This window comes from Clostridium sp. AF34-13, from assembly GCF_003477845.1.
GTDB lineage: Bacteria > Bacillota > Clostridia > Lachnospirales > Lachnospiraceae > Butyribacter > Butyribacter intestini.
In genome coordinates this window covers 23,474-39,709 of the sequence record NZ_QUEB01000011.1, presented here as the reverse complement: position 1 = coordinate 39,709, position 16,236 = coordinate 23,474, and the positions used below count along the sequence as shown (strand labels likewise).

At 31.3% G+C, this 16,236-nt stretch carries 9 protein-coding genes; all 9 read left to right on the top strand.

All coding sequences use genetic code 11. The annotated features are described in order from the left end of the window. The first annotated feature begins 40 nt into the window (after nucleotides 1-40). The 9 genes from DWZ63_RS10175 to DWZ63_RS10140 all read left to right on the top strand — a co-directional run bounded on the left by DWZ63_RS10175 (nucleotide 41) and on the right by DWZ63_RS10140 (nucleotide 15,983). Nucleotides 41-6,562: a hypothetical protein gene (locus DWZ63_RS10175; RefSeq protein WP_118499774.1), complete on the top strand. Its 6,522-nt coding sequence runs from the start codon at nucleotides 41-43 to the stop codon at nucleotides 6,560-6,562. A gap of 149 nt (nucleotides 6,563-6,711) precedes the next feature. Continuing rightward, nucleotides 6,712-6,873, top strand: a complete 162-nt coding sequence (locus tag DWZ63_RS15720; RefSeq protein WP_182431489.1) for a hypothetical protein — start codon at nucleotides 6,712-6,714, stop codon at nucleotides 6,871-6,873. Beyond that, nucleotides 6,870-7,526, top strand: a complete 657-nt coding sequence (locus tag DWZ63_RS10170; RefSeq protein WP_118499773.1) for a hypothetical protein — start codon at nucleotides 6,870-6,872, stop codon at nucleotides 7,524-7,526. Before DWZ63_RS15720 ends, DWZ63_RS10170 begins: the two co-directional genes overlap by 4 nt. An 85-nt stretch (nucleotides 7,527-7,611) precedes the next feature. Continuing rightward, nucleotides 7,612-7,908, top strand: coding sequence for a hypothetical protein (locus DWZ63_RS10165; RefSeq protein WP_118499772.1), 297 nt, complete (start codon nucleotides 7,612-7,614; stop codon nucleotides 7,906-7,908). A 26-nt stretch (nucleotides 7,909-7,934) separates the two neighbouring features. Further along, on the top strand, nucleotides 7,935-8,762 hold the full coding sequence (locus DWZ63_RS10160) for a phage tail domain-containing protein (protein WP_118499771.1): 828 nt from the start codon (nucleotides 7,935-7,937) through the stop codon (nucleotides 8,760-8,762). 3 nt (nucleotides 8,763-8,765) lie between these two features. Further along, entirely contained in the window at nucleotides 8,766-12,788 is a 4,023-nt protein-coding gene (locus tag DWZ63_RS10155) for a tail fiber domain-containing protein (protein WP_118499770.1), read from the top strand. A 31-nt stretch (nucleotides 12,789-12,819) separates the two neighbouring features. Next, the gene (locus DWZ63_RS10150) at nucleotides 12,820-13,032 is read left to right on the top strand and encodes a hypothetical protein (RefSeq protein WP_118499769.1); all 213 of its coding nucleotides are present in this window, start codon (nucleotides 12,820-12,822) and stop codon (nucleotides 13,030-13,032) included. A 15-nt stretch (nucleotides 13,033-13,047) separates the two neighbouring features. Beyond that, nucleotides 13,048-15,582, top strand: a complete 2,535-nt coding sequence (locus DWZ63_RS10145; protein ID WP_118499768.1) for a hypothetical protein — start codon at nucleotides 13,048-13,050, stop codon at nucleotides 15,580-15,582. Nucleotides 15,583-15,611: 29 nt separating this feature from the next. Then, a complete protein-coding gene (locus DWZ63_RS10140; protein ID WP_118499767.1) occupies nucleotides 15,612-15,983 on the top strand; it encodes a hypothetical protein in 372 nt (123 codons plus the stop codon). Nucleotides 15,984-16,236: the final 253 nt, after the last annotated feature.

Genomic DNA, 16,236 nt, shown 5'->3' with positions numbered 1-16,236 from the left:
CGGAAAAATAGGGAATCATATTAATGATGGAATTAAAAATATGTTTAACGGAAATTTCTTTTCTCCTCAAACTTTTAGCTTGTCAGAAATATTACCGAACTCCGATCTTGAAGCGATAAAGAACTATAATGCAGAATTTGATAGATTAAAAAATATTGTTTCAAAATATCCAGCACAAATTAATGATGCGACAATTGCCCAAAAAGCATGTAATGACACTCTTATCAATGCATCAGATAAAGTAAAAATATTACAAGCAAATGCAAATGGTGGAAAAATTGCTATTGATGGATTGACAAAAGCCTCTAAAGCTGCCGAGCTTGGTATGAAAGCTCTTTCTACGGCAGGTAATATGATTGTAAACATGGGTATTGCTTTTGCTGTTACTTCTTTAATATCTGGTATTGTTTCTTTAATCAATAAAGAAAACGATTTATTAAATAAGGCAAAAGAGCTAGGCGAAGAGTTAAATAGTTCAACTACCGATATTGATTCTTATAAAGATAAAATAGATAAGTTAAAAGATGTTATAAATGATTCTTCATCTTCTATAGATGACGTTGCAGATGCTCGTGAACAGTTGATGACAATCCAAGATGAAATCATCGAAAAATATGGAGATGAAGCTAATGTTATTGATATTGTAACAGAATCTATAAATGGTCAAACATCAGCTTTAGATGAATTAAAACGAGCAAAATACGAAGAGGCAAAAGACAAGTATAATGAGGAAGATTTAGGTGATAAAGTTGGCAACTTCTTCCAAAGCTTTATAGACGGTCATAAAGCGTTATTTAATGTTGTTATGGGTAACGATATTAACGAAGGAATTGATCAAGCAAAAACTAAACTTAAATCTATGATTGAAGAAATGGAAGGTCAGCAAGTTACTATTCCATTAACTACAAATTCAAAAATTGATGACATGATTGAAGCATCAGGTTTTGCGAAAACTAAAGATGGTTTTACTATTTTGGGTTCTGCTCATGATGTTCAATCTCAACTCAATGATTTAAAAAATCTTACAAGTAAATACGATTTATCTGACACTGATTTTTCTAGCACATTAAATGATGAAATTTCTTCTATAAAAACTTTAATTGATAAAAACGATAAGTTATATCAGCAAAGTATTCTTTATGAAAAAGTATTAAATCAAACTGGTGATAATTATAAAGAACAATATAATACTCTTAAAGATACTGCTAAAAAATATAATGAAGCAAAAATATCTGGTAATAAAAATTCAATCAAACAAGCATCGGAAGAATTTTCTAACGCATTAGATAATGCAACAAAAACAGCAACAAAAAATGATGACTTTGATGTTGCTGAATATTTTAAAAACTTATATCCTACTATACAAAAAGAAGTTAGTAGTTGGAGTTTTTCAGTTGATTTTAAAGCAAATACAGATAATTTAAAAACCAATGTAAACGATGCTTTGTCAAAACTAAAAGGGTTATCTACACAAGACCTTCTTCATTTTAACGCCAAAACAGCAACAGATAGCCAAATACAGGGTTATGGTGAATTAATAAATTATGCTAATACTTACAATATGAGTATTGAGAATTTAATAAAACTTCTTCAAAAACTCGGATTAGTACAGCCAAAAGCATATCAAGAGTTAGTTAATAAATTTGGAAAAGCAAAGGTTAATAAATTAAGTAAGAAAGATTTAGAAATTGCTTATACAATTCCTAATGTATCGCTTCTCTCATGGGATGAACTTCTCAAAAAAATTAAACAGGTAAAGAAAGAGGCTTCTAAACAGAAAAATATCTCCCAATCATTTAATTCTGCATGGGGAGAATTAGACGATAGCACTAAGAATAGTCTTCTTGAACTTGCAGAAGCAGGTAATCTTACAAAAGAGACATTTTTAAAAGTAGAAGGTTCTTCAGATTTTTTAACAAAACTTGGATTATCTGAAAAAGATATCGACAAAGTTATCAACAAAATCAACAAATTAGTTGACAATTCTAAGCAGTTATCCACAATGCGTTCAGGTATCTCTTCTATTACTTCTGCTTATGATGAGAAAAAAGATTCTAAATACAACACTGTTAGTGCAAGCACTCTCTCATCTATGTATGATACATTAGGTATTAAAGAATGGGATAAAGAGAATATTAAAGCGTGGGAAAACTATAAAGAAATTGCTGGTGATAGTGCTCAATCTCTTTCAAGTTTAGCAAAAGCTCAGAATAAGCTTGCGTCTGCATATGTAAATAGTCATGATTTCTTATCAGGTTTAACAAAAGAAACTCAAGATTATTATGAAGCTCAATTAACTGAAATGGGTGTTACTAATGCTCATGAAGTTACAACTCAAGTTCTTGCAAATAAAATGCAGTATCTCGCTGAACAGAAAGCATATGCAAAAAAAGAAGGCGAAGAATTATCAAAGGCTAGTACCAAAAACCTTAAAAATTTCATTGATGAGCAAGGTGGTGCTAACAAGGTAAGTGCTGCGTTATTTAATCTTGCAGTAAATAAAGAAATGGTTAATAATCATGCATTAAATTTCGATGGTGATGTTTCTAATTTATTATCTTATGTTGAAGCTATTGAAGGTGCAAATAAAGCATTAAACGCTTTAAAGGCATTAAAGGCAATTCAGCATGGTGATAATGATACTGCTGCAAAGCTTGGTTATCATTATATGGATACATCTTCAATGTCTAAACTTGTAGGAGATGCTAAAAAAGAAGTTAATAAAGCCAAAAATAAGCTCAAGACAAACACTACAAAAGTAAATCCAACAGTAAGTTTAGGCAATAAAAATAATAGCAGTAAAGATTCATCTAATAAATCTAAATCCAAAGACAAAACCAAACCCACAGCTCAAATCTTTGATTTTATAGAAAGACGCATCAATAAACTTACAAAGACTATTGATTATGCAAAAGCAAAAATAGAAGCTTTGTTTACTGTTAAGGCAAAGAATAGCCAGTTAGATACAGCTCTCAAAAATACTACTAACCTTGTCAATGCACAGAAAAAAGCTGCGAATAAATATCAAGCATATGCTGATAAATTAGCCAAAAATGCAACAAAAGGAAAAAAGGGATTAAGGCAATCAGAAGTAAATAAATATATTAAGCTGATTAAAAATGGTTCTCTTACAAAAGATGCTATAAAATCTATTAAAAATGAAAAGCTGAAAACTTTTATTGAAAATTATCAAACATATTATGATAAAGCTCAAGAAGCAAAGAAAGCAGTTCAGGAAAATATTACATCTATTGTAGAACTTAATAAACAAAAGCTTGATAATATTACTTCACATTACGATACTCTCATCTCAAAGATTGAAGCTACAACATCAAAGCTTGAAGCACAGTTATCCGTTCAAAAAGCAGTTAATTCATTGTATAACAATGGTGAAACAGGTAGTGCTTCTACATATAAGAATCTTCTTACAAGTTCATCATCTGAAATCAATAAATATATTGCTGAGAAAAAAGCATATGATAAGGAAAGAAAATCTGCACGAAAGCAACTCAATAACAGCTTAAAGAAAAGTGGAGTTTCTAAATCTCAGAGAAAATCTGCTCTTGCTGATTTTGACGCTACTACAAAAGCTCAGATTGATAACTTTAACACAAGTATTTTCAATGCTGAATCTAAGCTGTATGAATATGCACAGTCACTTGCTTCTCTCCCATGGGATAAAGCAACAGCAAAAATTGAAAAGCTTTCAACCACATACGATATTTTACAGGCAAAATTATCAAATGGAACATCTGTTAATGGTAAAAATAAAATCCTTGACAAGATAAACGATAATCTTGACGATCAATTATCTGAAAAGAAGTCTGCTTTAAAGAAGGATAAACAGAATGTAAAAAGTTCTGCACTTTGGATAAATAAAAATTCTAAGATAAAAGTAACAGCGGGTAAACTTCTTACAAAAGACCAACTTAGTGCAATAAAAGGTATCTATGGTAAAGATTCCAAGCAATACAAGGAAGCTGTTAAATATAACAGTTATGTCAAAGCTTTACAAAATAACCAAGCTGATTATAATAAGTCTGTTGAAGAGAATAAAACCAATAAGGCTGAAAACTTTAAGACACAGTTTACAAATATTCAAACTGGTTTTGAAAGAAGTATTTCTGATATTGAAGCAAAATCAGACCATATTGAAAATGTAATCTCTATTCTTGAAGCAAAGGGATATAAAGCTAATGCTAGTTATTATGAAAAACTTGCACAAATCAGTGGTGAAACAATCACAAAGAATACTGATGACTTGACAGCATTGAAGAATAAATTGCAGGAAGGTTTGGATAACGGAACAATCCAGGTAGGTACAGATTCTTATTATGAGATGGTCGATGCTATATCCAGTGTTGAAAAGAATATTGATGCTTCTACTCTCTCTCAGGAGCAGTTCTTACAAAAGGTTCGTGAAACTAACGCAGAACTTAAAGAACACGCTCGTACTGCAATTAGTGACTTAAACGATGAAGCTGAGTTTTATCAGGATATTCTTAGTTATAAGGATGCTTATGACGATAACGGAAATATGACTGACGCAGGCAAATCTAGGCTTGGACTTAGTTTGACAAAAATGAGTAATGATATAGCTTTGAATAACAAATATAATGAAGCTATTGCAGAACTTGATGCCTCATATGCTAAACATGAAATTGGTTACGATGAGTATTATACAAAGCGTAAAGAACTTGTATCACAGCAGAGAGAGTCAATCAAGAATTATTATTCTGAAACAGATGCTATTAAATCTCTTATTGAAGAAGGCTACAATGCACAAAAAGATGCATTATCTGATTTAATATCAAAATATACAGATGCACTTGACGCTGCAAAGAATCTTCATGATTATGAGAAATCTATCAAAGAAAAGACAGAGAATATAGATAGTATAAAGAAAAGAATTGCTGCACTTCAAGGTAATGATACCGAGGAAGCAAGACAGAAAATCCAGAAACTTAATATTGACTTAAAGAAAGCCAAAGAAGATTTAGATGAAACTCAGTATGAACAGTATATCAATGATCAAAAAGATATACTCAATGAGATGCAAAATGATTATGAGAAGTTTGTAGAAGAACAGCTTAAAGATGTTGATGACCTTATCAGGAAACTTATTGAAGGTGCAAAAGGAAATACACAGGATGTTCTTAAAGTATTAGAATCACTTGCAAATAAATGGGATATTGACCTTAGTGCTATTCTTAAAAATGACATGGAAAAAGGTGATTTCTCTTCCGTTGATAACAAAGATAGCAATGCTGTTGACAATGCGAATAAACATTATGATGAGGATAAGAAGAATGAGGAATATAACCCTCCTGCACCTGATGATAACAAATCCAATAATGAAGATTCAAAGAACACCGAAACTAAAAAGACATTAACAGATATACTTAAAGAAATTGCCGATGAAAACGCAAATGAAACTACGCATCAGATTCATGGTGTTGAAGGAAAAGACCAAAACGGCAATATGTGGTATAACAGACTTAGCACTGATAAAATAAATCAGTTAGTATATGATAAAACTGGTAATGTTATTGAGGATTCAGCTTTAATGGATCTTGCTAAAAAGTTGGGTGTAGAGATTCCAAAGGGTCTTACAAAGGAGATGCTTTATTCATCATTGGATAAACAGCCGAAACTTGCACAGGAATTTAGAGATGCACTTTTTGAAAAATTGCAGGATATGGATTTTTCAACTGACATTGAGACATTATTAAGTGGATTTACTACTTCAATTAAGACACCATCAACAAGTGATATAATTAAAGCTGAGGAAGATAAAGTTGCTGCCCCAGGTGAAACAAATGCTTATGCTGAACAGGCTAAAGCTGAAGCTGAAAGACAGAGTAAAGAAAATGAGACTAAGTATCTTAAAAAGATATTAAACAATCTCACAGGAAGTGCTAATGATACAAATAAACCGCTTCGTAAAATCAAACCAGGCGAGACTTCTAAGAGTGCTTTAAATAAGAAGTTATCTGCTGATTATGGTGTTGTTGTTAAATCAGGCACAGGTAATCATGGTCAAAAATATATAGATATGTTTGCAAAAGCTATCGGGCTTATTGGTGGTGATGGATATGGTGAAAATGATGAAGTATATCAAAAACTTAAAAAAGAATATCCGCATCTTGGTTTTTCAACAGGTGGCGTTGTAGGTCAGTTAAACAAGGTTGCTACAGACAATGGTGACGATGGTTGGATTACTGTACAAGCTAAAGAAAGAGTTCTTACTGTAAGACAGAATAATCTTTGGGAAAAATGGACGAAAAACCTTCCAGAACTTGTAAATATAGCTGATTACTTACCGAGTATGTCAGAATATATGCCTAAAATACCAGATATGGCTACTAATATGCAAGTTCAAAATGTTGGAAATTCAGTAAATGTTGGTGATATTTCATATACGATGGAATTTCCTAATGTAACTGACCCAGCTTCAATGAAAGAAGCCATTAAGCAAGATACATCATTACAAAATCTTATGCGTGATGTAACAATCGGTCAGATGAAAAAAGGGAATAAGCTTGGTATGATGAAGTATTAGTTTTATGGAGGGTGGCGGTGCTGCTCTCCTGATATTAAAGTTTATTATGATTATTATTTGATTCATATGTTCTTCATTGATAATTGTCAAATATTGGTATATAATAGCAGATATTATTATTGATATATTGATGATTGGAGGAGAATGTTATGGATAATAATTTTACTGGTGAAAAAGATGGGATTTTTTATAAAAATGGAAAACCGATACGAGGATTTTTTACGAAAAGTTCAAATGTTAAAAATGCACCTGATCCTGAAAAGATTATAAAAATTATTGAAGAACAAACAGAGAAGAAAAAGGAGGATTGAGCACAATAAATATAAAACTATTATTGGAACAGTTACCAATTATTTTTGAATATTTTGTTCCTGGATATATTTTTATTACAATATTTTTATATTTTACCTCAAGAAAATTAGGAACAAATATTATATTGGGGAGCGTAGCAATAAGCTATCTGTTAAAAGCGATATGTACATGGTTTCATACATTTGTATTTGTTAAAATTGGTTTTGGATGGAGTAAAAGAGCACTTATTCTGATTATAATAGCAATAATATTATCACTATTTTGTATCATTATTTCAGAAAGCAAAATATTAATGAAGATTGTTTTGAAAATAAACAATAAATCAATACATGATGATATATGGAGTGATATTGTAGAATATAAAAGAGGAACTACTCTTAGAATTATATGTGATGATTGTACATATACAGGTAAACTATTTATGTATGAGGAGAAAGGTAATGATTCGTGGTTTTGTCTTGAAGACTATGTTGTTGAAGAAAAAGATAGAAAATATAGTTTAGTAAAAACAGAAACACCGTGTAGAATTGCAATAAGATTAGCAGACGCAAAGCGTATAGAATTATTTTATGGTATAATTGAAAAATCTAAAGTCAGAATATGGCTGGAAAATAATAAGTATTTTAAACGCTTTTTTAAAAAATCAAATTAAATACTATTACCAACAAAGGCAGTCTAGTGAGATAATCGCTAGGCTGTTTTTCTATGCAAAAAAATTAAGAAAAAAGGAGAAATCAATGTTTAGTAAAGATAGAAAAATAGAGATTTTAACTGCCGAAGTTGAACGCTTACGCAGAGAGAATAACATGCTTAAAGATCGTGATACAAAAGAGATTGCTAAGAAAGCACAGGAAATCTCAGATGAATATATAAAAGAAACTCAGGACAATTTAGACGAGATTATAGAGTTAAAAGAAAAATATCATAAGTTGATTGATGAACTTGAGGATGTCAGGGAAGGTTATGAGAAAGAAATGGAGAGGTTCATGGGGGAAATTAGGAACTCTAAAAGAAAATTCTTCAAAAATAAATAAAAGCAAAACAAGGAGGGACTTTGCTAATGGTGGCAACAGATTTTGAATTTAACGGAACTAAATTAACAGATGTGAATTGGAGAATTGTCAGTTTTGGTAATAACGATGATAATGAAGTTACTGCTGCTGGCGAAGTTACCTTCAATACATCAAAGGCAATAAATGGACAACATTGGAACTATGTAGGTCGTAAATACGAGACACAATACTCTTTCACTGTTCAAATCATGAAATTTAAATGCCCTCATGAAGTTGGAGAAATATCTACAAGGGAACAAGCTTTTATCCATTCATGGTTAGTGAGATCTGACGGATATAAGTTATTTCGATTTATGTTTGATGGATACGAGGACGTTTATTATAATGCTCAGGTTGCTTTGCAATGGTATAAAATTGGTGGAAAAATTGTTGGTGCTACTCTCACGCTAACTTGCGATGCCCCTTGGGGGTATTCAGATATTCAGACCGCAGATATAGTAACAAATACACCTTTTAATCTTTATAATGATTCTGATGACTTAGGATATATTATTCCTGATGAGTTTGAAATCAACATTTTCTCTGCTGGAAATTTGGAAATTAACAACAACTTAGAATCAATTTATTCAATGGGAACTTATTCAAATATGCGAATAAATAACTGTAAATCAGGTGAAAATATCATCGTTAGTGGTTTAACTAAACAAATTTACACTAATAATTCAACACATGAAAAAACAATCGCAGATGACTATAATTATAAGCCTATACGACTCATAAATATGGATAATATGCGACAAAACATTATCACTGTTTCTGGTTGTAACGCTAATGTACATCTGACTTATCGCACAGTACGAAAGGTGGTGATGTAATTTATGCCAAATGTTTTTAAAGATAGCAATCTTTCTTTTCATTATAATAAAAATCTTGATAATTCTATAAATATTCCTAATATATACATATTAAACAGACGATTAAAAAAAATAGGTCAGATTGAAGATATTACAGAACTTGAAATTGTTACATCTTTTAACGAACCCAACGAAATTTCATTTGTTACTCACAAGTATATTAATAATAGAAAAAATTCCTTATGGAAATATATTAAGGAAACAGCATTAGTAAGTGTTGAAGGTTTTGGCATTTTTGAAATTGAAGCACCTATTACAGATACGGATTCTACGATTAAGAAAATACATGGACAAGATTTATGTGCAGTTGAATTAGGACAAAGCAATTGTACTTTAGAAATAAATACTGAAGAGGACTATACTTCTACTGTTACTCCTGTCCTAGCTGATGTTAAACCTACTTTATTCTATAATGAAAATGATACAGCACATTCATTGTTGCATCGTATACTCTCTTATGCTCCACATTATACTATAGACCATGTTGATGATAGTTTATGTGGAATGAATAGAGAATTATCTTGTAGTGATAGTGCAATCTATGATTTTTTAACAGGTGATGTTTCTGAAACGTTTGGATGTATTTTTATCTTTAATAAGTTTAAGCGAAGTATTAGTGCTTATGATTTAAAAGATCATTGTATGACTTGTGGCTCACATCATATCATTGGAACTGAGTGTCAGGATTGTAAAACAAAAGGTAGACCATTCAATAATATTGAACAAGGATATGGTTATAATTCTTCTGTCTATGTTGACACTGAAAATCTTGCTACAGAAATAACATTAACTAGTGATAAAGATAGTGTAAAAAACTGTTTTAAGCTTGTAGCTGGTGACGATACTATGACTGAAATGATTGGTCAACGTCTGATAGGCGGCACAAATTATATTTGGACATTTTCTAACGAGATGTTGAATGATATGTCTGATGAACTAAGAGAAAAATATACAGCTTATACAAAACTTGTTGAAAGTTATCAAAATGAATTCAATAATCTATGGAATAATTTTAATGAATATACAAATCAAATATCTTATTATAAAGATAATATGTTTCCAGAAATAACTAGCAATATCACATCAGCAACTCAAGCTTTAAATGTCATTCAATCTACAATAACTTATGCTTGTATTGCAAATAAAACAACTGTATTATCAACGGTTTCTAAAAGTATATTAAATTATGCAAAATTACTTTTGTCACATGACTATGGCGTAAAATTTGAAAAAGATACAAATGGTAATGATAAAACATCCTGCAAAACAATAAAGGACGGAAATTATAATATCATATCAAGTTGGACAGGTAATTTATATGTATATAAATATAATCATACAGATAATAAAGGAAATGATTTGGATTATGCTACATCAGGAGCATGGACTTTACCTGTAAAAAAAGGATATAATAATACTCTTGACACAAATAATCATTATTCTAATGATTATTATTTATATCTTAAAATGCAATTAGAATCTGCATTGGCAAAATCAAAAATATCTGGCATTATCAAGCATGATAGTGATTATAAAGATAGTGTAAATAATCATTTAAGCGATGCCGATTATTATAAAAATTATTTTAATTCTCTTAATCTCACATCTTTACAATCCTATTATGATGCATATAATACAGCTTCTGTGATAATAAATCAATTAAATCCTAATATTTCTAGTTCAAAATATACTCGTTCGGATGGTACAATCTCAGATGTTGACATACTTCATTCACTCTTAACAAAATATAACGATTTTTCTACATACATCAATAATATCATTGCTAATCGTCAAAACGTAATTGCTGACTATGAAACTAAATTGAATGCGACACAACAAAGAATTACAAAAATCAATAATGATTGCGATTTAAAAACTTTTTTAGGTGATGAACTATATCTTGAATTATTATCATTCAAAAGAGAAGATACTTACAAAAATGATAATTTTACTTCTGATATGTCGGATAATGACACTGACTTATTAGCTGATATAGACGAATTCATTTTAGATGCGAAAGAAGAAATTGCAAAAGCATGTCAATTACAATACTCTTGTACAGTTTCTTTGGGTAATCTTCTACTTGATAAAAATTTTGACTATGATAAGATTTATGAAAAATTTGCCCTCGGTAATTTTATAAGATTGTCAATTGATGATATTCCTATTAAGATTCGTATTATTCAAATGACATTTAAATTCAATGATGATATTGAAAACTTACCAATCACGCTTTCTGATGCATTAGTTGGAAATTCTGTTATCAAAGATTATCAAAATGTTATTAATAATGCAAAATCTATGGCATCATCATTTCAATTTATCACAAAACAAACAGATAAAAATAATAAAAATCTTACAAGTGTTGTTGGAAAATTAAGGCACGAAGGTTTAGCTGCTGTCAATGATATGTTAAACAAAGCTGAAAATATTTCATTAACTATTGATAATCAAGGGTTGTTAGGTCGCAAGTGGAATGAAGATCTTAATGCTTATGAAGATAAACAATTAAGAATTGTAAATAATGTTATTGGATTTACAGATAATAATTGGGAAACTGTTAAAACTGCATTAGGAAATATTTATTACAACGGTTCTTGGAGATATGGACTTATTGCTGATGTGATTGTAGGTAATGTAATTGCGGGCGAAAATCTAACAATTAGTGATAAAGGAAATAATATTGTTATTGATGGCGATGGTATTATTCTTGATGGAGGGAGTATTACATGGAAAACTCCAATAGATGAGTCTAATGTTGATGGATTAAAAAATGATTTAAATAATATTACACGTTCTATAAAAAGTAATAGTGATAATATTGATTCTTTCAAATCAGAAGTCAATACGCAACTATCAGTCGCAGGTGTAACAAAAATTAATAATAACTATGTGTACTCTCCCAAAATTTCTTCTGGTTATCTTTATATTGTCAAAAATGGATGTTCTGTACAAATTGACCCTTTACAAAACTATGATGCACAAAATGATAAAGTAATTGATGTACAAGCAAACAATCAAGATGTGTTTTATATTAAACGCAATGGGGATGGATATTTTAAAGGTACAATATACGCTATAAACGGTGAGTTTACAGGCACAATATCTGGTAGTACAATATCTGGTAGTACAATATCAAGTAGTGCAAATGGTCGCTCAGTAGATATAGCAAATGGAAGAATTAATTTAGGAGGTTATGTAAAAATTGATTCAGGTTTATTAAATGCTAATTCCGATCAAAATAATTATTCAAACGCATTAAATTTTAGTTGTAGTGGATATCCTGCCGAATTTGGATTTCGATGGCAAGATACTAATGTAACAATGATATCAAATTCTTCGTTGACTTTAGGTGAACAGGCTTATCCTATTAAAGATATTAATATGTCAGGTAATATTAATATAGGTAATTTTCATATATCAAGTAACCTAAACGACACATGGGAACTAGATATTTATAGTAATATAGATTATTCTTATCTACGTTTAACACAAACTAATGATGCCTTGACTATATATCCATCAAAAGACAGTACAGTAACATTGGGCAAAAGTGATATTAGATTTGCAAATATATATACAATGTATGTGACTACACCGTCTGATCGTAAATTAAAAAAGGATATAAAGAAAATTGATGGAGAGCTTGCAGAAAAATTTATTGATGGGCTTACACCATCTAGCTACAGCTTTAAAGATAACTCGTATAATAAGACGCATACAGGCTTTATAGCACAAGATGTAGAAAAGTTACTAATAGATATGGGGCTTAAATTAACGGATTTTGCAGGACTTGTAAAGACGCCTAAAAATATAGATAATGATCCAGACAATTTTGATGGTGCAGATGAAAATTATGATTACTCATTAAGATATGATGATTTTATTGCGCCTATCGTGGCATATATTCAGAATCTCAAAAAACAAAATACAGAACTTGAAAACAAATTAAATAAAATTTATGAAAAATTAGGACTCTCTGATTAGGGAGTCCTTTTAATATGGAGGAAAATTTAATATGGAAAATAAACCGATTATAATTGCAATGAATGAATTTAAACAGCAAATAATTAGTGTAATCAATAAAAACAAATCGGATATTCCTATGAGTATTCTGAATTTAATTTTAAAAGATATATTAATACAATGTACTGAGCTTGAAAATCAACAATATAATATTGCTTTAGAACAATATAATAGACGAACTAATAAAACAGAAAAAGAAAAATAATTAAGAGGTGATTTTGTGCAAAAAATTGAACATAAAATAAATTTAAATATGTCACAACCTAATAATTTCGAATATATTCATGCGATGCAGGGAGATTATGATGCAGAATTCGTTATTGCAACATTATATGATAAAAATACAATTTATAATATTGATTCAAGTACCAAAGTGATTTTGCAGGGTGCTACTGAATTTGGTGAATTAATTGTTTACGATAATATAATCATTAATGATGATAGACATAGTGTTACTTTCCCATTAACAAAAGAAATGTTATCGGTCTCTGGCAACATATCTTTCATATTATCACTCGTAGACACAAATAATAAACAAAAGAAATCCGCATTTCCTTTTATTGTCAAAAATACAAAAGAAATTACTGCTTCTACCCCAGTTTTAATTTTACAAGCTATTACAGATTATGTTAATCGTGCCGAGAAAGCTGCAAAGGATGCTGAAGCAAATAAAAATATTACTGATGAAAATGCTGCGCAGTCGAAACAGTACCTCGAAACAACTAAAGAACAAGCTGATATTGCTACAACAAAAGCACAAGAATCATCTTCATCGGCTGTTGACAGTGCAAACTCTGCTATTCAGTCTTCTAAATCTGCTACAATAGCAAATGAAAAAGCTGAAGTGGCATCTACTAAAGCAACAGAAGCATCGTCAAGTGCTACTAATGCAGCTCAATCAGAAGCTAACGCTAAAAAATCTTTTGATGAAGTCACTAGATTAGAACAATCAGTTATAGACCATAAAAATGCAGTAATGCAATCGACAAACAATGCAGAAGAATCTGCTAAGAAATCTGAGAGCTGGGCAGTTGGAGGAACATCAACTCGTGACGGTGAAGATACTGACAACTCAAAATACTACTCTGAACAGGCTAAAAATTATGCAGACAAAGCACAAGAGATAGTAGGCAGTAATTTCATAACTCAAGCTGAGAAAGGTGTTGCGGGTGGTGTAGCTGAATTAAATGATAACTTGGCAGTTGAAAAAGCAGTTGGTGATGAAAAAGGTAATAACATTCAGGGTACGTACGCTAAGAAATCAGACACAATGGTAAACTTGCTTAAACCTACTTTGCATACAACAACAGAAAATGGAATAACTTGTACTGAAAATGGTGATGGCACTTATACTGTAAAAGGTACTGCTACAAGTACTGTTACGTTGCCACTTGGGTCTATTAAGAGGATAAACAAAAAATTAAAAATTTGTGGTAGTCCTAGTGGGGCTGGTTTAAATACTTACGGAATAAATTATGGTGAGATCATAATGGACAGTACTGCTGATGTGGGCAATGGTGTTATGTACTATAGCACTGACGAAGCTGGTGATTTCCTTTATGTATTTGTTATGAACGGTCAAACAGTTAATGACATCATATTCAAGCCAATGGTCACAACCAATGTCAATGCTACGTATAATGATTTTGTTCGTTATACTGGTGATACTGGTAGCGTAAGTGGAGATGTGGCTGATATTAAAACTAAAATAGATGGCATTGAACCAGAAGCGGAAGTTAATCAAAATGCTTATAGTCGAATACAAATTACCGATATTATGGATGGCACGTGTAGCATTGTTGACGCAACTGGTAAATCGAGTTGCTTGGATATCAGAAGTGGTGAAGGTATAGAATTAGTCGAGAAAACTTCAGGCTTTGGAATTAGAGCAAGACTTAGTAACAATTTGGTTACAAACAAGGCAGGATTTGCACTCGATGCAAGGCAGGGGGAAGTCCTTGATAAAAAAATAACAGAATTAAAAAAATCTGTCAGTGATGGGAAAAGTGCTATTGCGTCTGCCATCACTAATGCAGGAGTTAGCACAGCGTCAGACGCCTCCTTTGCAACCATGAGTAGCAATATAGCGAAAGTTCGTACAGATACTACTTATACAGATAAATCGCACATTATCTATGGAGAAACCGCATATGTTCAGGGTAAAAAGGTTACAGGAACAATGCCAAGTTATAAAAAGGATATATATTATTATGGTGCATATGCGAATATTATTGGTAATGAAAACAGGTCAATGTATCAAGCAGGTCGTTGCAGTTTATGGTGTTCTTTAATAAAGCATATGAAACAGACGTTTACACTTACTGGGAGTACTGGAGGCACTAACACACCATCTACTGGAGTATTTGATGACGGATTCGGAGCTTTTTGGTTAGAGAGTCATAATGATGGATATGTTAATTGTTTTAGCGGAAATGAATCAACTATAGACCTAACAAATTACGATATAATGCTTGTTAGGATTGCTATAAACAGTGATTCATATAATGGGACGACATTTTTAAGAGGTTGGATTGGATTAACTGATACTAATAATGGCGATACAATAAACGAAGGTAATTACGGCATGATTGCTGGAGTAACATACAACGCAACCAAAAAAGGTGAATGGGAGTTTTTAGAATTGCCTATATATGTAACGAAATTAACAGGAAGTAAATGGCTAAAAATTTCACTAGTACATGGTGGAGAAGTTCAGATGCAATCATGTACATTTATTCCAAAAAGAGAATATTAAGATTAGTGAAAAAATAAGGCAGGAAAGGAATGACTATTATGAAAATTAAATTGAAAGACAACACAGAACTTACCGTTACCGAAAGCAGCACAGCAACAAAAATCACAGCAGATTTTTCTTCAGTAGAAGATATTGAAAACTTTCGCAAGAAACTGACTGACGAAAATCTGGCAGCATTTAGGTACATAAAAGACGATACTGGCGAAATCATAGGCGAGTACAAAAATTATACTTTTGAAACAGTGTCATATCTGTATTCAGAGGAAAAGAGTGTTTTTGAAGCGTCATTTAACATCCGTCAGCTAAGCAATATCGAGGTGAGACTTGCGGCAGTCGAAGCAGGGCAGACTACTCAGAATGATGCCATTGCCGAGATGTCAGAGGTTATTTATAGTGAATAGAAAGGGGGTGGACGAGATGGCGAAATTTTGGTCTGAGAGAATTGCATACGATTTAAATCGTATTGATGAAGTTCCGACAAAATTAAGAGAAAAAGTAAAAAAATACATCGAACAGCACATTGAAGCTTAGGCTTCTTTTTTAGCATAGAAAAATGCTTTTAAAGTAGTGGGACACTAACGAGAATTGCGAAACAATTCTTGGTGAACAAAATGCTGGTTTTGCTCTTTTTTATTGCCTAAAAAGGCAACTAAA

Excerpts from the sequence above, each read along its gene's own strand:
- DWZ63_RS10175 (WP_118499774.1), top strand. The coding sequence starts at position 41 with ATGTTTAACGGAAATTTCTTTTCTCCTCAAACTTTTAGCTTGTCAGAA.
- DWZ63_RS15720 (WP_182431489.1), top strand. The coding sequence starts at position 6,712 with ATGGATAATAATTTTACTGGTGAAAAAGATGGGATTTTTTATAAAAAT.
- DWZ63_RS10165 (WP_118499772.1), top strand. The coding sequence starts at position 7,612 with ATGTTTAGTAAAGATAGAAAAATAGAGATTTTAACTGCCGAAGTTGAA.
- DWZ63_RS10160 (WP_118499771.1), top strand. The coding sequence starts at position 7,935 with ATGGTGGCAACAGATTTTGAATTTAACGGAACTAAATTAACAGATGTG.
- DWZ63_RS10155 (WP_118499770.1), top strand. The coding sequence starts at position 8,766 with ATGCCAAATGTTTTTAAAGATAGCAATCTTTCTTTTCATTATAATAAA.
- DWZ63_RS10150 (WP_118499769.1), top strand. The coding sequence starts at position 12,820 with ATGGAAAATAAACCGATTATAATTGCAATGAATGAATTTAAACAGCAA.
- DWZ63_RS10140 (WP_118499767.1), top strand. The coding sequence starts at position 15,612 with ATGACTATTATGAAAATTAAATTGAAAGACAACACAGAACTTACCGTT.